The organism is Nonomuraea sp. NPDC046570, assembly GCF_040645915.1.
Classification (GTDB): domain Bacteria; phylum Actinomycetota; class Actinomycetes; order Streptosporangiales; family Streptosporangiaceae; genus Nonomuraea.
This window is the reverse complement of the sequence record NZ_JBEYZF010000014.1, coordinates 130,740-154,598: the sequence shown is the minus strand read 5'-3', so window position 1 is coordinate 154,598 and position 23,859 is coordinate 130,740. Positions and strand designations below refer to the sequence as shown.

General features: G+C 70.8%; 22 protein-coding genes. 8 read left to right on the top strand and 14 right to left on the bottom strand.

Annotated elements, in window-relative coordinates:
• The first annotated feature begins 2 nt into the window (after positions 1–2).
• Entirely contained in the window at positions 3–161 is a 159-nt protein-coding gene (locus ABZ911_RS23175; RefSeq protein WP_358059358.1) for a hypothetical protein, read from the top strand.
• Positions 162–164: 3 nt separating this feature from the next.
• On the opposite strand, the gene ABZ911_RS23170 is transcribed toward ABZ911_RS23175, so the two are convergent.
• Entirely contained in the window at positions 165–1,724 is a 1,560-nt protein-coding gene (locus tag ABZ911_RS23170) for an ABC transporter substrate-binding protein (RefSeq protein WP_358059287.1), read from the bottom strand.
• A gap of 223 nt (positions 1,725–1,947) precedes the next feature.
• Here ABZ911_RS23170 and ABZ911_RS23165 point away from each other — a divergent pair, with 223 nt between their 5' ends.
• Positions 1,948–3,771: a nitrate- and nitrite sensing domain-containing protein gene (locus ABZ911_RS23165; protein ID WP_358059284.1), complete on the top strand. Its 1,824-nt coding sequence runs from the start codon at positions 1,948–1,950 to the stop codon at positions 3,769–3,771.
• Entirely contained in the window at positions 3,764–4,120 is a 357-nt protein-coding gene (locus tag ABZ911_RS23160) for a DUF742 domain-containing protein (RefSeq protein WP_358059281.1), read from the top strand. The genes ABZ911_RS23165 and ABZ911_RS23160 overlap by 8 nt, the downstream gene beginning before the upstream one ends.
• Here the strand turns inward: ABZ911_RS23160 and ABZ911_RS23155 are convergent.
• Genes ABZ911_RS23155 through ABZ911_RS23125 form a run of 7 tightly spaced genes read right to left on the bottom strand, consistent with a single transcriptional unit; the run spans position 4,098 to position 11,982 of the window.
• Positions 4,098–4,982 (bottom strand): ABC transporter ATP-binding protein, encoded by an 885-nt coding sequence (locus ABZ911_RS23155; protein WP_358059278.1) that lies wholly within the window; start codon positions 4,980–4,982, stop codon positions 4,098–4,100. The genes ABZ911_RS23160 and ABZ911_RS23155 overlap by 23 nt on opposite strands.
• On the bottom strand, positions 4,979–5,725 hold the full coding sequence (locus ABZ911_RS23150; RefSeq protein ID WP_358059275.1) for an ABC transporter ATP-binding protein: 747 nt from the start codon (positions 5,723–5,725) through the stop codon (positions 4,979–4,981). The genes ABZ911_RS23155 and ABZ911_RS23150 overlap by 4 nt, the downstream gene beginning before the upstream one ends.
• Complete coding sequence (locus tag ABZ911_RS23145) at positions 5,722–6,576, bottom strand: ABC transporter permease (protein WP_358059273.1); 855 nt, start codon at positions 6,574–6,576, stop codon at positions 5,722–5,724. Before ABZ911_RS23145 ends, ABZ911_RS23150 begins: the two co-directional genes overlap by 4 nt.
• Positions 6,573–7,589, bottom strand: coding sequence for an ABC transporter permease (locus ABZ911_RS23140; protein WP_358059270.1), 1,017 nt, complete (start codon positions 7,587–7,589; stop codon positions 6,573–6,575). The genes ABZ911_RS23145 and ABZ911_RS23140 overlap by 4 nt, the downstream gene beginning before the upstream one ends.
• Before the next feature lie 3 nt (positions 7,590–7,592).
• Complete coding sequence (locus tag ABZ911_RS23135) at positions 7,593–9,212, bottom strand: ABC transporter substrate-binding protein (RefSeq protein ID WP_358059267.1); 1,620 nt, start codon at positions 9,210–9,212, stop codon at positions 7,593–7,595.
• A gap of 50 nt (positions 9,213–9,262) precedes the next feature.
• On the bottom strand, positions 9,263–10,885 hold the full coding sequence (locus ABZ911_RS23130; RefSeq protein WP_358059264.1) for a hydantoinase/oxoprolinase family protein: 1,623 nt from the start codon (positions 10,883–10,885) through the stop codon (positions 9,263–9,265).
• Positions 10,882–11,982: a DUF917 domain-containing protein gene (locus ABZ911_RS23125; protein WP_358059261.1), complete on the bottom strand. Its 1,101-nt coding sequence runs from the start codon at positions 11,980–11,982 to the stop codon at positions 10,882–10,884. The genes ABZ911_RS23130 and ABZ911_RS23125 overlap by 4 nt, the downstream gene beginning before the upstream one ends.
• A 123-nt stretch (positions 11,983–12,105) precedes the next feature.
• Between ABZ911_RS23125 and ABZ911_RS23120 the strand changes: the two genes are divergently transcribed.
• The 5 genes from ABZ911_RS23120 (at position 12,106) to ABZ911_RS23100 (ending at position 18,954) form a co-directional block, all read left to right on the top strand.
• A complete protein-coding gene (locus tag ABZ911_RS23120) occupies positions 12,106–13,896 on the top strand; it encodes an alpha/beta hydrolase (RefSeq protein WP_358059258.1) in 1,791 nt (596 codons plus the stop codon).
• A 546-nt stretch (positions 13,897–14,442) separates the two neighbouring features.
• The gene (locus ABZ911_RS23115) at positions 14,443–14,913 is read left to right on the top strand and encodes a hypothetical protein (protein ID WP_358059255.1); all 471 of its coding nucleotides are present in this window, start codon (positions 14,443–14,445) and stop codon (positions 14,911–14,913) included.
• Complete coding sequence (locus tag ABZ911_RS23110; RefSeq protein WP_358059252.1) at positions 14,910–15,233, top strand: amidohydrolase family protein; 324 nt, start codon at positions 14,910–14,912, stop codon at positions 15,231–15,233. The genes ABZ911_RS23115 and ABZ911_RS23110 overlap by 4 nt, the downstream gene beginning before the upstream one ends.
• 48 nt (positions 15,234–15,281) lie before the next feature.
• Positions 15,282–17,777 carry a Tex family protein gene (locus tag ABZ911_RS23105; RefSeq protein WP_358059249.1) on the top strand — a complete coding sequence of 832 codons (2,496 nt, stop codon included), beginning with the start codon at positions 15,282–15,284 and terminating at the stop codon, positions 17,775–17,777.
• A 226-nt stretch (positions 17,778–18,003) separates the two neighbouring features.
• Entirely contained in the window at positions 18,004–18,954 is a 951-nt protein-coding gene (locus tag ABZ911_RS23100) for a hypothetical protein (protein ID WP_358059246.1), read from the top strand.
• A gap of 227 nt (positions 18,955–19,181) precedes the next feature.
• Here ABZ911_RS23100 and ABZ911_RS23095 read toward each other — a convergent pair whose 3' ends face one another.
• The 6 genes from ABZ911_RS23095 to ABZ911_RS23070 all read right to left on the bottom strand — a co-directional run bounded on the left by ABZ911_RS23095 (position 19,182) and on the right by ABZ911_RS23070 (position 23,792).
• Positions 19,182–19,559 carry a hypothetical protein gene (locus ABZ911_RS23095; protein ID WP_358059243.1) on the bottom strand — a complete coding sequence of 126 codons (378 nt, stop codon included), beginning with the start codon at positions 19,557–19,559 and terminating at the stop codon, positions 19,182–19,184.
• A gap of 118 nt (positions 19,560–19,677) precedes the next feature.
• Positions 19,678–20,064, bottom strand: coding sequence for an STAS domain-containing protein (locus tag ABZ911_RS23090; RefSeq protein ID WP_358059240.1), 387 nt, complete (start codon positions 20,062–20,064; stop codon positions 19,678–19,680).
• Positions 20,065–20,193: 129 nt separating this feature from the next.
• On the bottom strand, positions 20,194–20,337 hold the full coding sequence (locus ABZ911_RS23085) for a hypothetical protein (RefSeq protein WP_358059237.1): 144 nt from the start codon (positions 20,335–20,337) through the stop codon (positions 20,194–20,196).
• Positions 20,338–20,436: 99 nt separating this feature from the next.
• Positions 20,437–21,849: a methionine--tRNA ligase gene (locus ABZ911_RS23080; protein WP_358059234.1), complete on the bottom strand. Its 1,413-nt coding sequence runs from the start codon at positions 21,847–21,849 to the stop codon at positions 20,437–20,439.
• Between the two features lie 179 nt (positions 21,850–22,028).
• On the bottom strand, positions 22,029–23,261 hold the full coding sequence (locus ABZ911_RS23075) for an amino acid permease (protein WP_358059231.1): 1,233 nt from the start codon (positions 23,259–23,261) through the stop codon (positions 22,029–22,031).
• A gap of 66 nt (positions 23,262–23,327) precedes the next feature.
• Positions 23,328–23,792 carry a universal stress protein gene (locus ABZ911_RS23070; RefSeq protein WP_358059228.1) on the bottom strand — a complete coding sequence of 155 codons (465 nt, stop codon included), beginning with the start codon at positions 23,790–23,792 and terminating at the stop codon, positions 23,328–23,330.
• Positions 23,793–23,859 lie beyond the last annotated feature (67 nt).

The window sequence follows — 23,859 nt, the reverse complement described above, 5'->3', positions numbered from 1 at the left end:
ACATGCGATGGTGGAAGGTACTGGGCTTGGCCGGAGTGGCGGGCGTGGCCGCGACCGGAGTGGTGATCGCGCGGGCGGAGCGCCGCCGCCGCGCCTACACCCCTGACGAGATCCGCGAACGGCTGCGCGAACGCGTGGAGGAGCCCCAGGACCGGCCCTGAGGCTCAGCTCACCGGCCGCAGGGCGTGCACGAAGACCACGTCCGGGTAGGCGGGGTTGTCCTGGTAGCCCTGGATGCCGCCGAGGTAGGCGCGCTGGTAGGTGACCACCCACGGCACCGACGCCACCGCGCGCCCGCCGATCAGCCTGGCCTGCAGCCGCGTGTACGCCTGCTGGGCGGCGCGCCGGTCGGTGGCGCTCAGCTCGGGCAGGTTGTCGATCATCTTGTCGGTGACCGGGTCGGTGAGGTAGGTCAGGTTGAAGGTCGGCGGCTGCCCGCCGCGGAAGACGTTGAGGAACCACGAGTAGGCGTCGGCGTAGTCGGGAAACCAGTACATGACGAAGATGTCCTGCCCGCCCGCCTTCCCCTGGGCCCACTGCTCCTCCCACGGCATCGCCTTGGCGTCGAGGACGACGTTCAGGTCCTTGAGCGTGGTGGCCAGCCTGGTGACCAGCAGCCGCTGGTCGTCGTCGCCCTCGGCGTAGGTGAGGCTCAGCCGTAGCGGCTTGCCGCCGGGGCCGTAGCCCGCCTGGGTGAGCAGGTCGGCCGCGCCTTCCAGGTCCTGCCGCTGCGGGCGACCCTCCAGGTGGCCGAGCAGCCCCTCGGGGACGATCCCGGTGGCCGGCGTGGCCGCGCCGCTGAGCGCGTCCACCACGCCCCGGTAGTCGATCGCCTTCTGTACGGCCCGGCGCAGCCGCCCGTCGGCCAGCGGCCCGCTCGCGGTGTTGAACAGCATCAGCGCGGTCTGGAACGACGGCATCCGCGAGGTCCGCACGCCGGGCGTCTGCTCGGCCAGGCGGAACAGCCGAGGATTGAGCCGCTGCACGAAACCGGCCTCGCCGTTCAGGAGCTGCCGCCACGCGATCTCCGGGTCGGGCACGACGCGGTAGACGATGTACCGGTAGTGCGGCCGGTCCCAGCCGCCCCAGTAGCCGTCGAAGGCCTTCAGCTTCAGCTCGTCGCGCTCCCCCTTGCGCCAGCTCTGCACGGTGTACGGCCCGCTGCCCGCGTCCCGGCCCTCGGCGAGCCACTTCTTCAGGTCGGGCGCGGCGGCGGTGTCGTAGATGTAGGCGGCGTAGCCGGAGGAGGCGATCAGGTCGAGCGGCACCGGGTACTTCAGCGTGAACGTCACCGTGTGCGTGTTCTCGGCCCTGATGCTCTCCACCGCGTCCCAGATGTAGGCCGGTTCGCCGTCCGACTTCATGGTCCGCTCGATGGCGGCCTTGACCGCGTTCGCGTCGAGCGCCCTGCCGGTGTGGAACTTCACGCCCCGGCGCAGCGTGAACGTCCAGGCCTTGCCGTCGGGCGAGGTGCGCCACGAGGTGGCCAGGCGGGGGCTCGCCTTCCTGGTGACCGGGTTGTACACGGTCAGCGACTCGTAGACGTTCTGCAGCGCGATGATCTCGTTGGAGTAGGAGCTGGCCGGGTCCCAGTCGGTGACAACGTCCAGGTTCTGCACGTAGACGAAGGTGGATTCGACGGCGCGCGGCTCCTGCCGTACCTGCGGCGTGGCGCACCCCGTGAGGAGGAGCGTGAGCACGGCCGCTACCAGACGACGGCTCATCCATCTCCCCCAGCGACTGATCTTGAACGAAAACCTACTGCAAGATCACGAATCGATGCCCAAAATCCCGAAAAATCGGGAAATCTGGAGATCCACTTGGTAATCTCGTTCCGTCCCATCCGGGGTTCCACCACAGCGGGACCGACCGGAGTGAGGTGCCGTGGGCAGAAGTATCACGATCAGGGTAAAGATCGTAGGGCTCCTTTTGGTACCGCTGGTCTCGATGGTCGCCCTCTGGGGTGCCATCACCTTCGTGACCGCGGGCGAGAGCCTGGAGCTGCGCTCCTACAAGACCCTCTGGACCAACCTGCGCCAGCCCGCCAGTGACCTCATCGTGGAGCTGCAGCAGGAGCGCCTGGTCTCGGCCCGGCTGCTGCGCGGCGGCGGCCCGTCGGCCCGCACCGCGGCGTACAACCAGCGGGCCCGCACCGACAAGGCCAGGGAGCGCTTCCGCGAGCTGTCGGACCGGTCGAAGAACACCGGCGACGCGATCCGCGCCCAGGTCGCCAACTCGATCACCCGGCTGTCTCAGCTGGAGGACATCAGGGCCGACATCGACGCCGGCCTGTCGGACCGGCTCCAGGCCATCGAGTCGTACAACGCGATCTCCGACACGCTGTTCGGCCTGCACAAGAACGTCGCCCTGATCGACGACATCCCCATCTACGAGCAGTCGCGCGTGGTCATCAACCTCGGTTACGCCAAGGAGCTGCTGAGCAGGGAGCAGGCGGTCGCGGCCGGGCGCACCACCGAGGAGGAGCGCAAGCTCTTCACCCAGCTCGTCGGCAACCGCCGCTTCATCATCGACCAGGCCCTCGACGAGCTCGACCCCGCCCTGCGCGACGTCCAGGTCGGCCTGATCACCACGCCGGCCTACCAGCGGCTGCGGATCATGGAGGAGCAGATCATCGCGGGCCGCACGCCCAGCGACTGGCAGGCCGTCGCCGGCGCGCAGGCCACCTCCTTCCAGGAGGCCGAGACGCGGGCGGGAGCCGTGCTGACCGGGCGGGCCGAGCCCGTCGCCGACGCCGTGCTGACCCGCGCGCTCGTGTTCGCGGGCACCGGCCTGGTGCTGGTGATCCTGTCCATCGTGATCTCACTGCGGATGGCCACCGTCCTGGCCAGGGAACTGGCCGCCCTGCGCCAGACCGCCCTGGAGGTCGCCGCGGTACGGCTGCCGCAGGTCGTCCGGAAGCTGCGCCAGGGCGAGGAGGTCGAGATGCCCGATCTGGAGGTGGCCAGCACGACCACCGAGATCCAGGACGTCGGCAAGGCCTTCAACACCGTCCAGCACACCGCGATCGAGGCCGCCGTCGGCCAGGCCCAGCTCCGCGCGGGCGTCGGCCACGTCTTCCGTAACCTGGCCCGCCGCAGCCAGACGCTGCTGCACCGCCAGCGCATCCAGCTCGACGGCATGCAGCGCACGGCCACCGACCCCGACGCGCTGGACGACCTGTTCCGGCTCGACCACCTCACCACCCGCATGCGCCGCCACGCCGAGGGCCTGATCATCCTGTCCGGCGCCGCTCCCGGCCGCGGCTGGCGCAAGCCGGTCCCGCTGCACGACGTGGTGCGCGGCGCCGCCGCCGAGGTCGAGGACTACACCCGCGTCAACGTGACCCCGATGCCCACCCACTTCCTGGCGGGCCCCGTGGTCGGAGACGTCATCCACCTGATCGCCGAACTCATCGAGAACGCCACCGTCTACTCCCCGCCGCACACCACGGTGACCGTGCGGGGCGAGCTCGCCGCGCACGGCTTCGCCGTCGAGGTCGAGGACAGAGGGCTCGGCCTGAGCGAGGAAGAGCTCGCCGAGCTGAACGAACGGCTGGCCGACCCGCCCGAGTTCGACCTTGCCGACAGCGACAGGCTCGGCCTGTTCGTCGTCGCACGCCTGGCCGCCAGGCACGACATCCGCGTGACGCTGCGCGGTTCGCCATATGGAGGGACCACCGCCATCGTGCTCATTCCCCGAGACCACGTGGTAGCACCAGAGGAACCAGAGCCCGAGCCGGTTCGCCGCATCAGGGTGGTGACAAGTGAGTGAGGAGCGCTGGCTGGACGAGGACGCAGGTCCGATCGTCCCCGCCTACCTGCTGACTCGCGGGCGCACCGTCCCCGCGAGCAAGGCGATCGACCTGATCGCCGTGATCATCACGGCCGGCGGCCTCGCGCCCCCGGCGGGCCTCGGGCCGGAACACCTGATCATCATGCAGCTCTGCACCAAGCCGACCCGGCTGGTCGACGTGGCCGCCGAGCTGAACCTGCCCATCGGCGTGGTCCGGGTGCTCGTCGGCGACCTGCACGCGCAGGAGCTGATGAAGGTCGAGCTGCCGCCGCCCGCGCCCGACGCGAAGGTGCTGCTGGAAGTGATCAACGGGCTCCGAGCCCTGTGAGGACGTACTCCGCCCGGTGGCAGGCCACCTGCCTGCCACTCAACGGCCTGAGCGCGGGTGCCTGCTCGCACTCGGGCACGGCCAGCGGGCAGCGCAGCCGGAACGCGCAGCCGGTGGCCGCCGGCGCCGCCTCGGTCCGCCCCCTGGCCTGCGGCGGCTCGCCGCCCAGCCGCGGCACCGCGTCCCGCAGCGCCACCGTGTAGGGGTGCGCGGGCCGGGTCAGCAGGTCCGCGGTCGGCCCCGACTCCACCACCCGCCCGGCGAACAGCACATACGAGGTACGGCAGAGCCGCCCCACCACCGCCAGGTTGTGCGTGATGAGCAGCCGCCCCGCGTCCAGCCCCGCCAGCAGGTCCAGCACCCGCGCCTGGACGGTCACGTCCAGCGCGCTGGTCGGCTCGTCGAGGATCAGCAGCTCCGGCCGCACGGCCAGCGCCCTGGCGATGACCACCCGCTGGCGCTGCCCGCCGGAGAGCTGGTGCGGGCGGTGGGCCGCGAGCGCGGGATCGAGCCCGACCTCCCGCATCAGCTCAGGCACCCGGCCGCGCTCCCGTCTGGGCAGCGCCTCGGCGATGGAGGCGCCCGCGCGCATCCGCGGGTCGAGCGCCTCGGCCTGGAAGACCGGCTGGACGCTGCGCCGGAAGGCTCTCATGTCGGCCTTGCGGAGGTCCTGCCCGCCGTACCGGATCGTGCCCCGCAGGGGTTTCAGCAGGCCGAGGAAGGCGCGGGCGAGCGTGGTCTTGCCCGAGCCGCTCTCGCCGATCAGGCCGACGCCGCCGTCGGTGATGTCGAGGCTGACGTCGTGTACGACGGCGGTCTTGCCGTAGCCGAGGGTGACGCCGTCGGCGCGCAGGATGGTCACGGCAGCGCCTCCAGCAGTTCACGGGTGTAGGGGTGGGCGGGGGTGGTGAGCACCTGGGCGGCGAGGCCGCTCTCGACGACCTCGCCCGCGCGCATCACCAGCACCCGGTCGGCGATCGTGGAGACCAGGGCCAGGTCGTGCGAGACGATCAGCAGGGCCAGGTCCCGTTCCGCGCGCAGCCGGCGCAGCACGCCGACCACCTCGGCCTGGACGGTCACGTCCAGCGCGCTGGTCGGCTCGTCTGCCAGGATCACCCCGGCGCCGAGCGCGATGGCCAGCGCGATGGCGAAGCGCTGCGCCTGTCCGCCGGAGATCTCGTGCGGGTAGCGGCGCAGGACGGCGGGATCGAGCATGACCGCCTCGACCGCCTCGGCCATCACCCGGTCCAGGGCGCTCCCCCGGCGCGCACCGTGCAGCCGGAGCGCGCGGCTCATCAGCGTGCCGAGGCGGGTGGTGGGGCTGAGCGCGGCCTGCGGGCTCTGCATGACCAGCGCGGCCCTGGAACCGCGCAGGCGGCGCAGTTCCTTCGGTCGCGCGGCGAGCACGTCCACGCCGCACACCCGGACGCGCCCGGCGACCCGCGCGCCCTCGGTCAGGCCGAGGGCGGCCAGCAAAGTGGTCGACTTGCCCGAGCCGCTCTCGCCGACGATCGCCACGCACTCGCCGGCCCGCACGTCCAGCTCGGGCACGGCGGCGACGGTCCGCTCGCCGTAACTCACCCGGAGGTCCCGGATCTCGATCATCGGATCACCGCCCGCCTCGGGTCCAGGGCGTTGCGCAGCCCCTCGCCCAGCACGTTGAAGGCGAAGGCCGTGAGCAGGATGGCCAGGCCCGGGAAGGTGACGACCCACCAGTTGGTGGTGAACAGGTCCTGCCCCTGCTCCACCATCAGGCCCCACTCCGCGGCCGGCTCCTGCGCGCCGAGCCCCAGGTACGACAGGGCCGCGGCGGTGAGGATCACCCCGCCCGCGTCCAGCGAGAGCTGGACCAGCACGGGGGTGAGCGAGTTCGGCAGCACGTGCCTGAGGACGATCTTCGGGGCCGGGACGCCCAGGCAGCGGGCGGCGTCCACGTAGCTCCTGGTGGCGACCGAGGCGGCGACCGAGGAGCTGAGGCGGGCGTACCAGGGCCACCAGGTCACCGCGATGGCGACGATCACCGTGGTGACGCTCGGCTGCAGCACCACGGCCAGCGCCAGCGACAGCAGCAGCGCGGGGAAGGCCAGGAAGACGTCGGTGACCCGCATGATGACGTCGCGCACCAGGCCGCCGGCGTACCCGGCGACGACGCCGAGGGTGACGCCCACGGTCGCGGAGGCGGCCAGCACCGCGACGGCGATGACCAGGGAGGTGCGCGCGCCGTACAGGATCCTGGTGAGGACGTCGCGGCCGACGCTGTCGGTGCCGAACCAGTGCTCGGCGCTCGGCGGCAGCAGCGCCTCCAGCGGGCGCAGCTCGTCCGGCGGGTACGGCGCCAGCCACGGGGCGAACAGCGCGGCCAGCACGATCAGCAGGAGCAGCACGGCCCCGAACGCCGCGAACCGGTCGGGCAACCGCGGCAGGGTACGGCGCAGCCGTACCGGCTCCGTCGTCACCTGGCCCTCACCCTCGGGTCGACCACGCCCTGGAGCAGATCCACGACCAGGTTGGCCAGCACGTAGACGACGGCCACCAGCAGGGTGACGCCGGCGATCGCCGGGGTGTCCAGCGAGCGGATCGACTCGGCGGCGTAGCGGCCCAGGCCCGGCCAGTTGAAGACGGCCTCGACCAGGAACCCGTTCACGATCGCGTAGGCGAAGACCAGCGCGATCAGCGACAGCACCGGGTTGAGCGCGGGCCGCAGCGCGAACCTGGTCAGAATGGACGTCTCACCGAAGCCGAGCGCCCGCTCCAGCCTGGCGTGGTCCTGGCCCGCCTCCTCGATGAGCGCGGCGCGGGTCATCTGTGCGATGACGCCCGCCGGGTAGGCGGCGACCACGAGTCCGGGCAGCACGAGATGCCAGAGCGTGCTGGTGAGGATGGGCCAGTTGCCGGTGATGAGGGCGTCCACGATCGTGATGTTGGTCCACAGGGTGAGCGGGCTGCTGCTGTCGAGGGCGCCGTCGTACTCCCCGGCGACCGGGAACCAGCCGAGGTTGCTGGCGAACACCGTTTGCAGGGCCAGGGCCAGCCAGAACACGGGCACAGAGACGGCGAGCATACTCCCCACCCGCACCCCAAAGTCCGGAAATTTCGTCTTATAGCGGGCGGCTAGCACGCCGACCGGGATGCCCACCGCGATCGCCAGGATCAGCGCCGCCCCCACCAGTTCCAGCGAGGCGGGGAAGGCCGCGAACAGGTCGTCGCGCACCGGCCGGCGGGTCCGCAGGCTGGTGCCCCAGTCGCCCGTCGCCAGGTCCCTGACGTAGCTCCAGAGTTGCGCGGGCAGCGAGTCGTCAAGCCCGAACCGGGCTCGCGCCGCGGCCAGCTCCTCGGGCGAGGCCTTGGGCCCCGCGAAGGCCACCGCCGGATCACCCGGCACCATGCGCATGATGACGAACGTGAGAGTGACCACGCCGGCCACGACCAGGAGGGCCTGGCCGAGCCGGCGGGCCAGATAACGCGGCACGAACTATCCGGCGGGCTTGAGGTCGTAGAAGAAGACCACATTGGGATAGGCCGGGTTGTCGACATACCCCTCCACCTTGGCCGACAGCGCGCGCTGGTAGGTCTGCACGTACGGCACCGCCGCCGCGGCCTCGTCCTGGAGGATCTTCTTCTGCAGGTCGGCGTACGACTGCTCGGCCTTGTCCCGGTCCGTCGCGGTCAGCTCGGGCAGCGCGTCGATCGCCTTGTCGATCTCCGGGTTGTTCAGGTACGACAGGTTGAACTCCGGCTTCTCCGAGCTGCGGAACACGTTGAGGAACCACGAGTAGGCGTCGGCGTAGTCCGGATACCAGTACATGACGAAGATGTCCTGCTTCTTCGCCTTGCCCTGGTCCCACTGGGCGTTCCACTGCAGCGGCTTGGCCTGCAGGGTGACGTTCAGCTTCTTCAGCGCCGAGCTGAGGATCGTCACCATGAGCTGCTGGTCGGCGTCGCCCTGGGCGTACGTCAGGGTGAGCTTCAGCTCGTTCAGGTCGGGCCCGTAGTCCGCCATGGACAGCAGCCGCGCGGCCTCCTCCAGGTTCTGCGCCGGAGCCTGCTCGGCGCTGTAGCCGAGCAGCCCCTGCGGCACCAGGCCCGAGCTCTTGACGCCCGCGCCCTTCAGCGCCGCCGCCAGGCCGTCGTAGTCGAGCGCGAGCTGGATCGCCTTGCGCACGTTGACGTCCTTCAGCGGACCGTTCCCGGTGTTGAACAGCAGCAGCAGGTTCTGGAACGACGCCGTCTGCGTGGTCTGCACCCCGCTGGTCGCGCCCGCCTTGTCGAAGAGCTGCGGGTTCAGCCGCTGGACGAACGACACCTCGCCGTTCTGCAGCAACTGCCAGGCGGTGGTCAGCTCGGGCGTGACCCGGAAGGCCACCTTCCTGTACTTCTCGGGCGTCCACCCGCCCCAGTAGTCGTCGAACGCCTTGAGCGTGAGCTCCGTCTCCTTGCCCTTGTTCCAGGCGTCGATCGTGTACGGGCCGGTGCCCGCGTCCCCCTCTCCGTCCTTGGCCTGCTCCACGGCGTCGGCGTCGTAGATGTAGGCGGCGTAGCCCGAGGAGGCGATCAGGTCCAGCGGCGTGGCGTACTTCAGGGTGAACTTCAGCGTCGAGGCGTCAGGCGCCTCGATCGTCTTCACCGAGTCCCAGATGTAGGCCGGGCCGCCCTTGAGCTTCATCGTCCGCTCGATGGCCGCCTTGGCCGCGTCCGCGTTCAGCTCCTTGCCCGAATGGAACTTCACGCCCTGGCGGAGCTTGAAGGTCCACTCCTTGCCGTCGGCGGCCGAGCTCCACTCCGTGGCCAGGCGCGGCTCGGGCTTCTTCGTCTCGGTGTTGTAGCGGGTCAGCGATTCGTAGATGTTGGCCATCGCGATGTTCTCGTTCGAGTACGAGGTCGCAGGGTCCCAGTCGGTGACCACGTCGAGGTTCGGCGCGTAGACGAAGGTGGCCTCGTTGGCCTGCGCCGCGGCCGGCGCGCTCGACCCTGACGAGGCGCTCGGCCGAGGGGTCTTGTCCGCCCCGCGGACCTGACCGCCCGCGCACGCGGACGCGGTCAGCGCCACGGCGCCGGTGACTCCGGCGACGAGCAGACGCTTGTGCCAGCGCATGGTGGGGGAATCCTTTCGTATTGACCGCCGAGCCTGGCTCGGCTGCTAGGTCACCGGCCGAGGGGGCCGGCGGCCTTCACGTGTACCCGCACCGCGGGCTCGGAGAGGTAGCTGAGCGGCACTTCGTACACGTCGACGATCTCGACTCCGGCAGGGTCCGCCCCCGCCGCCACAGCCCTCGCCGCCGCCTCCTCTTTAGCCTTTTCCATTCCTTCTGTACGGCTTTCGCCCGCAGGCAAGATCGTATCGACTCTCCCACTCGCCAGCGCGATCGCGGCGCCCACGGCGTTGGCGACCTCGGCGTGCGGGGGCCTGATCAGGCGGCTCACGCCCGGGATCTCCTCGGGCAGCAGGAACGCGCCACCGCCCACCACGACCAGCGGGCGGTCCGCCCGGCCCAGCGCCATCCGATCCACCGCGTCACCGACCAGCACATCGGCCCTGGCCAGCGCCTCGGCGAGGGTTTCGGCCAGCGCGGCAGGGGCGCGCAGGGCGGCCGTCAGGCGTTCGCGCCACTCCGCCGCCGTGCCCCGCAGCCTGCCGCCCGCCACCGCCGCGTCGGTCAGCGTCGCCGTCCCGCCCCCGAAGACCAGCGCCTCCTCGGCGATCCGGTACCCCACCGAGGCGGGGCCGACCTGGAGGACGCCGCCCACCCTGCCGACGACGGTGCCGCCACCGATCGCGATGGCCAGGATGTCCGGCATACGGAAGTTGGTGAGCACGCCGCCGATCTCCACCGCCGCGGCCGACTCCCTCGGGAAGCCGCCCACCAGCACGCCCAGATCCGTGGACGTACCGCCGACGTCGGCCACGATCGCGTCCCGTACGCCCGACAGGAAGGCCGCGCCGCGCAGCGAGTTCGCCGGGCCCGAGCCGATCGTCGAGACCGGCAGCCGCGCGGCGTGCTCCACCGTCATCAGCGTGCCGTCGTTCTGCGCGAAGTACGGCGTCGCGGTGAGGGAGCGTTCGCGTAAGGCGGTGGTGAGGGCGGTGGTGACGTCGCGGGCCACGCCGTACAGGGCGGCGTTGAGTACCGTCGCGTTCTCGCGCTCCAGCAGCCCGAGCGAGCCGATCTCGTGGCTGAGCGAGACCGGCAGGTCGCCCAGCTCACGCCGGACGATCTCCGCGGCCCGCAGCTCGTGGTCGGCTCCGGCCGGGCTGAACACGCTGGTGACGGCGACCGCGTCGACGCCGGTGGTGGTGGCGAGGAACCGTCTGATCGCGTCCGGGTCCAGCGGGGAGATCTCCCGGCCGTCCACGAAGTGCCCGCCCGGCACCACGGCCTCACCCGCCGAGACGGCCTTGCGCAGGTCGTCCGGCCAGGCGGTGAGCGGGGGGACCGAGGTGGTCGCGGGCGCGCCCAGCCTGAGCACGGCCACCCGGCCCAGCGACCTGCGCTCCAGGATGGCGTTGGTCGCGTGGGTGGTGCCGAGCATGACCCGGGTGACGCGGTCCCGGGTGGCCGGGCTCTGCCTGGAGCCGTGCTCCTTCGTCTCCCGGTGGTCGGCCGCGTCCAGCTCGTCCAGGACCGCGTCGAGGGCGGCGCGCAGTCCCTCGGTCACGTCGGGGGTGGTGGGACGCTTGGCCTTGGCGACGACCTGATCGGAGTCGTCGAGGACGACCGCGTCGGTGTTGGTGCCGCCGACGTCGATCCCGATCCGCAGGTCGCTCATCGCTCCGCGCCTTCCCAGGAGGTGCCCGTCCCCTCCGGGACTTCACCGAGCGGACGGTAGTCCAGGTCGTAGCCGAAGGCGCGGGGTCCCGCGGTCTCCAGGCCCTTGGGGGTACGCCACAGGGGGTCGCACGCCCAGGCCAGAACCGCGACGCGCTGGCCGTACCGGAGCGCCTCGGTCTGGACGGCGGTGGCCGTCTCCGAATCCACGACGGCGATCAGGTCCGGCACCATGGCCAGGATCCGGCCGTCCTCGATCGCCACGAGGTTCTCGTTCTGGATCTCCAGCGTCAGCGTGCGGCCCCGGCAGGCGTCCGTGCCCTCGACGACGGCCGTGCCCTTGACGAACCCGCCGCTCGTCCGCCGTTCGACGTCGCTGAGCCTGCCGGTGATCAGCCGGACCGCGCCCAGCGTCTTCTCCAGGGCGGCCAGCGGGTCGGCGGCGTGCTCCGTGGCCAGCCCGATCTCGACGGCCCTGGTCACCGTGCCCTCGATCACCGCGCCCCTGGCCTGTTCCGCGGTCAGCACGTAGTCGGCCATCATCGCGCTCGACCCCGAGGCCACGCACACCGCGCGGGCCAGCCGCTCCGACCACAGCCCGTCGACCGGCCTGATCGTCACCACGTTGCCGACCACATCGGACATGATCACCAGGTCGGCCGGGAGCCCCGCCACGTACATCGAGACCATCTGCACCTCGGGGAAGGCCCGGCCCATACCGTCGGCGTCGAGCAGCGGCAGGCCGAGCCTGGCCGCCCAGGCGACCGGGGCCACGCCGTTCGAGCCGCCGATCTCCGAGGACATCACCGCGGCCGGGGGGCGGCCGAACAGGCGCTCGACCTCGTCGGCGATCCGCCTGGGCTCGTCCTCCCCGTGGATCATCTCGTGGCTGACCGTGGGGGCGCCGATCGCGGACAGCGGCACCACGAGGGCGTCGGCGGGCAGGTCGGCGAGCTGCACCAGCGGCACGGGACCGTACTCCCCGATCGCCCTGGTCGCGGCCAGCGCACCGGCCCGCACGTCTCCGCCGCCGCCCGTGCCCAGCACCGCACAACCACGGGCGAGTGCCGCGACGTCGTCCGCCAAGATCTGTTGCATTGCCATTATGGCGCCCCAACAAAGCACATGCCCGACGAATCCGCCAGTCGCAAAGCGCACTTACCCCCGTGAACTGCTGTTTCTCCGTGTGGGCCGGGTGGGCGCTGCGATCCTTGGGCGATCATGTCTGAAGCTGGTTCCGATGCCGGTGAGGCGTACCGCCGAGTCTCCCTGCTGGCCGCCGAGCACAGGGCCGACCTCGACGCGCCCGCCCGCCTGATGGCGGCCCAGGCCTGGGTCGGGGGCGGCGCGCCCCGGTTCGCCGACGCCCTCGCGGCGCACCGCGCCTCCCTCCAGCGCGCCCTGACCGCCGCTCTCGCCACCCTCGCCCAGGAGTGCGCCCGGCGCGGCGAACCGGCCTCCGCCCCCGCCTTCCCCGGCACCCATCTCACCGTCGCCACCGCGGCCCGCGGCCCGTTCCAGGGCATCGACGTGGCCGCGATGACCGCGCTCGTCACCGCCCTCGACCAGGCCGCCGACCGCCTGTCCGGCGCGTCCGCCCGAATCCGCGCCGAACTGTCCGCCCTGTCCCTGCCCGCCGCCCCCGGCTGGACCATCGCCCAGTCCGCCGAGTGGGCCGCCACCCAGGCCCCCGACCTGCGCCGCCGCCTCACCAAGATCCGAACAGACAGCCCGTGGATCCCCTCCAGCATCGCCGCCTTCACCTTGTTCGGCGGCTCCACCCCTGGCTCTGGCACGGGATTCGACTCCGGGGGCGGCTTCGCTGATGCCGACGCTCTGCTGTGCTTGGCCGCCGCAGGGGACTTCGGCGCGGTGAAGCGGCTCCAAGACCTGCGCGACCCTTCACTGGCCGCCCGGATCAACGCCTGGTGGCACTCCTTGACCGACCAGGACCGGGAACGTCTCGTCACCCTGCCCGGCATCGGCGCGCTCAACGGCCTGCCCGCCACCTTCCGCGACCGCGCCAACCGGCACGCCCTGGCCGCCGAGAAGGCCCGGCTCACCGCCGAACTGGCCCGCATCACGACCTCGTTCACCCCGCAGGACCGCGACCGCCTCCTCACCGACCTGCGCATGCTGAGCGTGCCGTACGTCCTCGGCGCCCCCCGCATGCTCGAAGGCGGACTGCGCAACATCGCCATGGTCGAACGCGCCCTCGCCACCGGCGGCACCACCGGCCACCCCCCGGCGTACCTGCTGGCCTTCGACCAGACCGGCACCGGCCGCATCATCGTCTCCTGGGGCGACCCCGACCAGGCGGACACCACGGTGACGTACGTACCCGGCCTCAACACCGAACTGAGCGGCTTCGCCGGCGACATCGACCGAGCACGCGTGCTGTGGCAACAGGCCCAGGCCACAGCAGGCGACCAGCGAATCGCCTCGATCGCCTGGCTCGGCTACGACCCACCCCAGATAGAGAGCACCTGGACCCCCGGCATCTCGGTGGCCGGCGACGCCCCCGCCGACCGAGGCGCCCACCACCTCGCCTCCTTCACCGACGGCCTCCGCGCCGCCCACACCCCCTCGACCACCGGCAGAGAAGTGATCCTCGGCCACAGCTACGGCTCCCTGGTATCCGGAAAAGCCGCCCTCCTCCGCCCCGGCACCCTGGCCAACACCTTCATCTTCGTCGGCAGCCCCGGCGTAGGCGTCCCTCACGCCCGAGACCTGGGCATCCCCGAATCCCACGTCTGGGTAGGCGAAGACCCCAACGACCCAGTGGCCAAACTAGGCCACTTCACCCAAGACCCAGGCACCCCCAAATTCGGCGCCCAACACTTCCCAGTAGACCGCACCAACATCTTCACAGCCCACTCAAACTACTGGGAGCTTCATTCCGCCTCACTTCGAAACATCGCCCGCATCACAAATGGCCAATACGAATCATTGGTAAGCGCAAAGCATGAAATGAAACCTCAACTACTCATGCCTGAGCTACAGAAGCCATAGGAAGGGTTGGCCTTGTCCATTCACGGCGTTCTTACAACACTCATCCTGGCCTCCACCCTCACCTCATGCTCACCAGACGGGAACCACGAGCATATGAATATAAGCCAATCACAAGCGATAGATCGCATCGAGCAACTCATTCGTAGCACTGCACAGTCCCTGGAACCTGAACCCAAACTCGAACTCATACCGTACTCAGTAACTCCAAACCCATGTAAATATAGTGCCGACGGAACTCCAGAAAAACTCTCAATGAATCGTGCATATTGGCTTCGCGAAATTCCAAAGTCAAAGCACCTGGACATTTCGCACCAGGTTTCACAATTCTGGACTTCACAGGGCCACACAATAACCGCCGAGGGCGACCTCGCTAACGGTCATCCTGATTTGGCCGGCAAGTCAAAGCCGGATGGCTACACGTTGGCACTAGTCTGGTCCGAAGGTGACCATCTCTATCTCGCTGCCACCTCTCCCTGCATTTGACCCACGCCCCAGCCCTTACAGAAAACTGCACCGATAATTTCCATCCGACACCTGACCACGGTGGTGGGGCTGCGCGGTGTCGAGGCGGTCCAGGAGGCGGCCGCGGTCTGTGAGACGTGGGTCTCGGTCCAGCGGGTCGCCTTTCCCCAGCATGGCCTGCTCACCAATCCGGGCACCGCCGAGCGGCTGGAGCAGGCGCTCAGGAACGGGGTGCGCGCGGTCGGCGGGCTCGACCCGGCGGTTGGTGATCGCGATCCGGTGCGTCACCTAGACCTGATCTTCTCCCTGGCCGAGCGGTACGGCGCGCACCTCGACATCCACCTGCACGACGGCTGCCCGCTCGGCGCCTGGGAGCTGGAGCTGATCGCCGAACGTACCGCGGTCCTGGGACTGGGCGGCCAGGTCATGGTGAGCCACGCCCACGTGCTGGGGCAGATCGACGAGGCGTACCAGGGACGGCTGGCCGAGGTGCTCGCAGCGCGGGGGTGGCGGTGGTCACGGCGGCCGTGTACAGCTTCCCCGTGCCCCCGGTGAAGAGACTGCTGGACGCGGGCGTGACGGTGGCGTGCGGGCACGACGGTATCCGTGACCTGTGGGGACCATACGGCAGCGGCGGCATGCTCGAACGGGCCATGCACCTCGCCTACCGCAGCACGTTCCGCCAGGACGAGGACATCGAGTCGGCGCTGCGCGCCGCGACGTACGGTGGAGCGCAGGCGCTGGGTCTCGAACGTTACGGCCTGGCGGTGGGAGACAGGGCCGACCTGGTGGTCGTGCCCGTGGGTCGCGCGGCCGAGGCCGCGGTCACCCGTCCCCCACGCACCCTGGTGATGAAGGACGGACAGGTCCTCTGACCCTGCACAATTGACCGGCGGACCATCGGCACAGCGTTAGGCGGATCAGTGCTCTCTATTCACCAGCGGATCGCGGAAGAGCTGGGCGTACGCGAGGGGCAGGTGCAGGCGGCCGTCGACTTGCTCGACGGCGGCGCGACCGTGCCGTTCATCGCCCGGTATCGCAAGGAGGTCACCGGCACCCTCGACGACGCGCAGCTGCGCACGCTCGAGGAGCGGCTGCGCTACCTGCGTGAGCTGGAGGAGCGCCGGACCGCGATCCTGGAGTCGATCAGGTCGCAGGGCAAGCTCGACGACGAGCTCGAGGCGCAGATCATGGCGGCCGACTCGAAGGCCCGCCTGGAGGACATCTACCTGCCGTACAAGCCCAAGCGGCGTACCAAGGCGCAGATCGCCCGCGAGCTGGGCCTGGAGCCCCTGGCGGACCGGTTGCTGGCCGACCCGACGCTCGATCCGGTCGCGACGGCCGAGGGGTTCGTCGTGGAGGGGGTCGCGGACGCGGGGGCGGCGCTGGAGGGCGCGCGGGCGATCCTGATCGAGCGGTTCGCCGAGGACGCCGACCTCATCGGCGCGCTGCGCGAGCAGATGTGGACGCGCGGGCAGCTGGTCGCCAAGGTGCGTGAGGGCAAGGAGGAGGCGGGGGCGAAGTTCTCCGACTACTTCGAGTTCGCGGAGCCGTTCACGAAGTTGCCGTCGCACCGGATTCTGGCGATGTTCCGGGGCGAGAAGGAGGAGATCCTCTCCGTCACGCTGGAGCCGGAGGAGGGGCCCGACTACGAGCTGCGCATCGCCTCCCGGTTCGGCGTCTCCGACCAGGGGCGGCCCGCCGACAAGTGGCTGTCGGAGACCGTCAGGTGGACGTGGCGTACCCGGGTGCTGGTGCACCTGGGCATCGACCTGCGGATGCGGCTGTGGCAGGCGGCTGAGGACGAGGCGGTGCGGGTGTTCGCCGCCAACCTGCGTGACCTGCTGCTGGCCGCGCCCGCGGGGACGAGGACGACGATGGGCCTGGACCCGGGGCTGCGTACCGGGGTGAAGGTCGCGGTGGTCGACGCGACCGGCAAGGTGGTCGACACCGCGACGATTTACCCGCACGAGCCCAAGCGGCAGTGGGACCAGTCGCTGGCCGTACTCGGCGCGCTGGCGCAGAAGCACGGCGTCGACCTGATCGCGATCGGCAACGGCACCGCCTCCCGCGAGACCGACAAGCTGGCCGGTGAGCTGGTCAAGCACATGCCAGCGATGACCAAGATCGTCGTTTCGGAGGCGGGCGCGTCGGTGTACTCCGCCTCGGCGTACGCCTCCCAGGAGCTTCCCGGCCTGGACGTGTCGCTGCGCGGCGCGGTGTCGATCGCCCGCAGGCTGCAGGATCCGCTGGCCGAGCTGGTGAAGATCGACCCCAAGTCGATCGGCGTCGGCCAGTACCAGCACGACCTGGCCGAGACGAAGCTGTCCCGCTCGCTGGACGCGGTCGTCGAGGACTGCGTCAACGCGGTCGGCGTGGACGTCAACACCGCCTCGGCGCCGCTGCTGACCCGCGTGTCGGGCATCGGCGCGACGCTCGCCGACAACATCGTGCTGCACCGCGACGCCAACGGCCCGTTCCGCTCGCGGACCGCGCTGAAGGAGGTGGCGCGGCTCGGGCCCAAGGCGTTCGAGCAGTGCGCGGGCTTCCTGCGCATCCCCGGCGGCGACGACCCGCTGGACGCCTCCAGCGTGCACCCCGAGGCCTATCCGCTGGTACGGCGCATGCTGGGCACCGCCAAGAGCGACCTGTCCACGCTGATCGGCAACACGGCGGCGCTGCGCGCGATCAAGCCGGCCGACTTCGTGGACGACACCTTCGGCCTGCCGACCGTCACCGACATCCTCCGCGAACTGGAGAAGCCGGGACGCGACCCCCGTCCCGCCTTCAAGACCGCCGCGTTCAAGGAGGGTGTGGAGAAGCTCTCCGACCTGAAGGACGGGATGATCCTGGAGGGCGTGGTCACCAATGTGGCGGCGTTCGGCGCGTTCGTGGACGTCGGCGTGCACCAGGACGGGCTCGTCCATGTCTCGGCGATGTCGCGGACGTTCGTGAAGGACCCTCGTGACGTGGTCAAGCCGGGCGACATCGTCCGGGTGAAGGTGCTCGAGGTGGACATCCCTCGCAAGCGCATCTCCCTGACCCTGCGCCTGGACGACGAGCCGACCACCGGCACCTCCCCCGACGACCGCCGCCGCGGCAACGGCCGCGGCCCGTCCGGCGGTCAGGGGGGCCAGGCGGGCCAAGGCGGCGGTCAGGCCCGGGGCGGCAACGGCCGGCGGGACGGCTCAGGTCAGCGCGACGGCGCTCAGGGCGGAAGCGGCGCTCAAGGCGGGAACGCCGGGCAGGGCGGGAACGCCGGGCAGAGCGGAAACGCGAGGCAGGGCCAGCGTGACGGGTCTGGGCAGCGCGGTAGCCGTGGCCAGCGTGACGGCGGTGGCCAGCGCCGCCAGGAGCGGCCTTCGGGCGCCCTGGCCGAAGCCCTCCGCAAGGCTGGCCTGGCCAACGACGACCGCTGACTCCTGTCCGTGTCTCACCCTCGGATCCGCCCGAGGGTGAGGCACCCGGCGCACTACGCCCGCAGACGAAGGCGAGGCACACGATAGAGCGCCCGTCTGCGGTCGAAGCGTGACCGGCAGTGTGGGTGCACGGTTCGCGTGTGGCCCTGATGAGGTGCGCGTCGGGCGTTCCGGTGGAGGGCGGTACGGTCGGAGTGTGAGTGCGAAACGGAGTGGGGGGCGGTTCGTGACCGCTGTTGCCCAGGCGCGGGATCTGCTTCGGTGGCGGTCTCCGCTGCGGACCGAACTCTGGGCGAGCAGGATCGCCGCCTCCTGGTCACCGGACGACGGCGACGAGGCCGACGCGCTTCTGGAGCGGGCGGCCAAGGACGGCACCCAGGAGTCGCTCCTACTGCTCGCCGCCCTCGCCGCGCTCGGCGTCCCTGAAGAGACGGCCGACCGGGCCGGAGAGCTGCCGGAGTGGGCTGGTCGGATGGGCCGGGTCCGGTGTGAGGGGGCCTGGTACGGCAAGGCCGACCCGTACGGCGAGCAGGTGCTCGCGGTTCTGGCCTTCCGTTACGAGAACGGCAAGGAACCGCATCTCGTCGTCGTGGCGATCGACCAGGTCAGCGGCGGCCTGGCGGTGGACGCGCTCGTCGAGGAGCCGAACTTCCTCGACGATCTGGACCTGCGTGAAGTCGCCCCCGATGTGGTCGCCGGGCGGGTGCTGGACGCGTTCACGCTCACCGACAGCGTGCTCGGCGCGGCGACCGCCGAGACCCTCGCCCCCGTACGCTCCCTAGTCCTGGCCAGGGCCCGTTCGATCCCCGGCCCGGTGCGCCGCGACGACACCGTTCCCGGCCTCCCCGACCTGCCGGACCTGCCAGGCGCGAAGGAGGCGTTCGGCAAGCTGGCCGAGTTCGTCGGCGATCGCCCGCTGTGGTGGAGTCCGGCCAGGGTGTCGCAGTTCCTGACCTCGTGGCTCCCCCGCGAGGCCGTACTGAGTGACGACGCGATCGCCGCCATGCCCGAGGTGGTGCGCGCGTGGACCCGGTTCAGCGGCGGCGCGCAGGAGGTCCTCGCGCGGATCGACGCCGACGCGCCGAAGTTGCCCGCGCTGATGGCCGACGAGTCGCTGGCCGGTCCGGCCAAGCGTCTCGGCCTGCTGGCGTCACGCGGCGACGCCCCTGGAACGTGACCAGGGCAACACTCCCGAAAGGCCCGGACACAGGTGGGGGCGGCTATGCTGCGCAGTGACGTATCACGGCTGCCATCCCAGGGAGATCTACGCCATGTACAAGGAGTTCGCTGCCGAGGCCGTGGTCTGGCTCGTCCCGGTTGTTGTGCTGATCGGCCTCGCCCTCATGATCACTGCGGGCTGAAGGGCACGAGGGGTCGGAGCTCGACCCCTCATCCCCGTCCAGGTCAACGGTAGTAGCGGTAGTAGACGGTGGCCTTGGCCCGCCGGTACCAGCGCGACAGATCGCCCGATTCCCAGTCGTACCACATGCTCGCCAGCCGCCCCGACCGTACGGTGCACGAGGCGTACTTCACCCGTCCCGGCCTGATTGTGCCGAGGTAGTCGGTGCATCCACCGACCTTCCGGCCGTTCACCGTGAGTGACACGTTGAATCGGCTGCTGAAGACGGTCGTCCTGGAGATGTTCGTGACCCGGGCCTTGATCCGGCAGCTTTCCTTCCAGCGTCCCCAGCTCAGCTTGTAGCGGATGAGCTGACGGCTGCTCACTTCGACCGCGCCCACCGTGTCGGCCTGGGCGGGTGAGGCGATCACGAGCGTCGACAAGCGAAGAACCGCCTTCCCCGAGCCAGGCCCAGCCGGGCCGCCCCAGCCAGGCAAAGCCGCTTCAGGCAGAGCCGCGCCAGCCAAGCCGGACCTACCCAGCCGACCCGAGTCGGCGTGGCTACCCGGTGTAGGGCGGAGAGTTCCCCGATTCGCTAAGCTCGGCGATGGCCAGCTCCGCCGTCGGCCTGATGTCGAAGAACTTGTCCAGGGCGGTGATCGCGAACAGGTGCTTGCAGCGGCCCTGCAGGCCGGACAGCAGCAGCCGCCCACCCGAGGCGGTCACCGCCTTGTGTAGGTAGACCAGCACGGACAACCCTGAGGAGTCGCACACGCTGACCGCCTGGAGGTCGATCACGAGCATGGGCGGCTGGGTCAGGTCCAGCGCTTTGGTGACGCGATCACGCACCTCGGCGGCGGAACCGAAATCGAACTCACCGGTCAGCCTCGCGATGACACATGGCCCTTGAAGTCCCAGGCTTATCGACAAGGCCTGCTCCGCAGTCACCCAGTTCCACCCACCCGTGTCGGTCTCGTACCCTCACCTTACGAGAAGTGGCGTCTCGGGTTGAACACCAGCATCTGATCAATCTGCCCCGGAGCCACTCCCGCCGCACCCAACGCGGCCAGAACATCATCACAAATGTGGCCATAACGCCAGGTCGACGCCCGGATCAACATCACCCGCGTGCCCGACGACCACTCCGCTCAGATCCCCACCTTCCTTTCCGAACAGGTCGAGGACGAACATCCCGGTCCTAGCCGAACCACCGGTGTGCACGATGATCGGCGCCCCGATCCTGACGTGCGCCCGCGCCCGCCCGGCAGATCTGTTCGACGCCGGAGGTGACGCCCTCCGCGCGGCCGCCCCCACCTCGCGTCAACGAGCCACCCGGGCGAACAGCGGTGCCGCCACCGGAAGCCGTCCGTCGCGCAGGTCGAGCTGGGCGGCGATCCTGGCGGCGGCCGTCGGCAGGAACACCTCCAGCTGTACGGCGAGCTCCCCGCAGGCCGCCACCAGCACCGCCAGCGAGACCTCCCGCTCGGCCGTCGTCTGCTTCCACGGCTTGGCCCGCTCGACGTACCGGTTGGCCTCCTCCACGATCTCCCACACCGCCGAGGCGGCCCGCCGGAAGTCGAAGTCCTCCAGCGCCTCGTGCACCCGCTCCGCCACGCCCGGCACCAGCGGCTCGGCGGCCACGTCGGGGACCTGGCCGCCGAAGTAGCGGTGGACCATGCTGACGACCCGGTTGACCAGGTTTCCGGCGCCGTTGGCCAGGTCCTCGTCGGCGCGGGCGGCCAGCCGTGCCTCGGTGAAGTCGGTGTCGCCGACGCGTGGCACCTCGCGCAGCAGCCACCAGCGGACCGCGTCCACGCCGTACCGCCGCACGAGTTCGACGGGGTCGGCGGCCGTGCCCGAGGATTTGCTGATCTTGCGGCCCTCGACGGTCACGTAGTCGTGCACGAAGATCTCGGTGGGCAGCGGCTCACCGGCCGACAGCAGCATCGCGGGCCAGTACACCGCGTGGAACCTGATCACCCCCTTGCCCATCAGGTGGGTACGGCGCGGCTCCTCCACCCACCACCGCCGGTAGCCGGGGCCGTCGAGAGAGGTGACGTAGTTGGCCAGCGCGTCCCACCACACGTAGATCACCTGGCTCGGGTCGCCGGGCACGGGGATGCCCCAGCCGCGCGCCCGTTCCTGCGAGCGGGAGACGCTGATGTCGGCCAGCCCGGCGTCGATGAAGGACAGCACCTCGTTCCTGCGGGCGGCCGGTTCGACGCGCAGCCGACCACTGGCGACGAGGTCGCGCAGCGCGTCCTGGTAGCGGGACAGGCGGAAGAACCAGTTCTCCTCCGAGACGAGCTGCAGCGGGCCGCCGTGCTCGGGACATCGGTCCTCGGTGAAGAACTGCTCGCAGCCGACGCAGTACAGGCCCTCGTAGTGGCGCTGGTACAGGTCGTGCCCGGTGGCCCGCCACAGCCGCTCGACGCCCGCCCGGTGCGCGGCGTCGCCGCTGGTCCTGACGAAGGCGTCGAACGACAGGTCGAACGGCTCGCGCAGCGCCTCGAACGCCGCCGCGTTGCGCTCGACCAGGTCGCGGACGGGGATCCCGGCCGCCTCGGCCGCCAGCACGTTCTTGAGCGAGTTGTCGTCGGTGCCGGTCTGGAACCGCACCGGCTCGCCGCGCCGCCGGTGGTGCCTGGCCAGCACGTCGGCCTGGACGATCTCCAGCACGAAGCCGAGATGGGGACGGGCGTTGACGTAGGGGATCGTCGTCGTGATGTACATCGGTGCCTCTCGTGGGGCCCGACGCCCGAAACGACGAGAGGCCCCGGTAACAGGGCCTCGGCAGCAGCGAATGGACCCCCTAAGGGGCCATCATCACTGTCTGCCGCTTCGTCATGCGCTCAGGCTAGCGGGTTCAGGCGACCCCGGCCACAGCTTGCGGCCTCGCCTGCGCGCCGCCTTCACGTCGCGCCCCGGTGCCGCCAGCCCCAAACCCCGGCCCCCACCGCGAACACCGCCACGCCCGCGGCCACCGACGCCCAGGGCAGCGTGGCGGCGAGCACCAGGCAGAGCACCAGCCCCGCGACCGGCACGATCCTCGGCGGAGCGCCCTCGCCTGCGTTGAGCGTGAGCGCCGAGGCGTTGGCGATCGCGTAGTAGACGAGCACGCCGAACGACGAGAACCCGATCGCCCCGCGCAGGTCCGCGACCAGCACGAGGGCGATCACCGCCGCGCCGACGGCGAGTTCGGCCCGGTGCGGCACCCGCCGGACCGGGTGGACGGCGTCGAGCGCGCCGGGCAGGTCCCGTTCCCGCGCCATGGCGAACGCGGTGCGGGAGACGCCGAGGATGAGCGCGAGCAACGCCCCCAGCGCGGCGACCGCCGCCCCCACCCGCACCACGGGCCCGAGCCCGCCCGCGCCCGCCGCCTCGACGACGTCGACGAGCGGCGCCGCCGACGCGGCCAGCCGCGCGGGTCCGAGCACGGCGAGCGCGGCCAGGCCGACCAGCAGGTAGACGGCGAGCGTGATGCCGAGCGCCACCCCGATCGCCCGGGGGATCGTGCGGGCGGGCTCCCGCACCTCCTCCCCCATGGTCGCGATGCGCGCGTAGCCGGCGAACGCGAAGAACAACAGCCCCGCCCCCTGGAGCACCCCCCACACCGTGGACGCGGGGGCGGAGGCGGGGGTGGCGGCCGGTGGGGCGAGGAAGGCGGTGGTGGCGACGGTCGCCAGGACGGTGAGGACGACGGCCACGGTGATGCGGGCCGCCGTGGCCGAGCGCCGCACGCCGTACAGGTTGAGGGTGGTGAGGGCGACGACCGCACCGACCGCGAGGGGGCGGGCGAGCGCCGGGGCGGCGTACGTGCCGAAGGTCAGGGCCATCGCCGCGCAGGAGGCGGTCTTGCCTGTCACGAAGCCCCAGCCGGCCAGGTATCCCCAGAAGGGGCCGAGCCTGCGCCTGCCGTACACGTAGGTGCCGCCCGACTCGGGGTACAGGGCGGCGAGCCGGGCGGAGGAGGTGGCGTTGCAGTAGGCGACGACCGCGGCCAGGGCGAGGGCTGCGAGGAGCCAGCGTCCCGCCGCGCCGGCGGCGGGCGCGAAGACGGCGAACACCCCCGCCCCGACCATGGCGCTCAGCCCGACCACGACGGCGTCGAAGGTGCCCAGCCGCCGCTCAAGTACTCCGGTCACCCGTCCCCTTCCGCCGCAGACGATCCATCACAGTGCCTTATGCGGGTGACATCCAGGTGAACGGCGCTACGAGTTCGCGTCCACGTCGGCGGCGGACGGGACGATGAGCACGGGACGGCCCGCGTGGTGCAGGACGCGGTCGGAGGTGCTGCCGAGCAGGAGGGACTTGACTCCGCCGAGCCCCCGGGTGCCGGTCACGATCAGTGAGGCGTTCACGTCGTCGGCGATCTCCACGATCGTCGCCCACACGGCCAGCGAGTTCGCCTCCCACCGGGCCGTCGCCTCCAGTCCCGCTTCTTTGGCCAGGCGGGCGCCCTGCTCGGCGAGTTCGCGGGTGGACGCCTCGATGGCGGCGTCCTCCTCCGTGGTGTCGACCGGCATGATCATCCCGGCCGAGCCTCTGAGCGAGGCGAGCGCCAGCCGCTCCCACACGCTGAGCACCACCGCGGACTGCCCTTTCAGCAGGCCGCCCACGAACGCGATGGCCGCGGTGGCGTCGTCGGAGCCGTCATAGGCGATGAGGATCGTCATGGGGTCACTCCCGAGATAGAGGTCTTACCGTCCCCCTATCCAGCCGCGACCGTTTCACGCCTGAGCC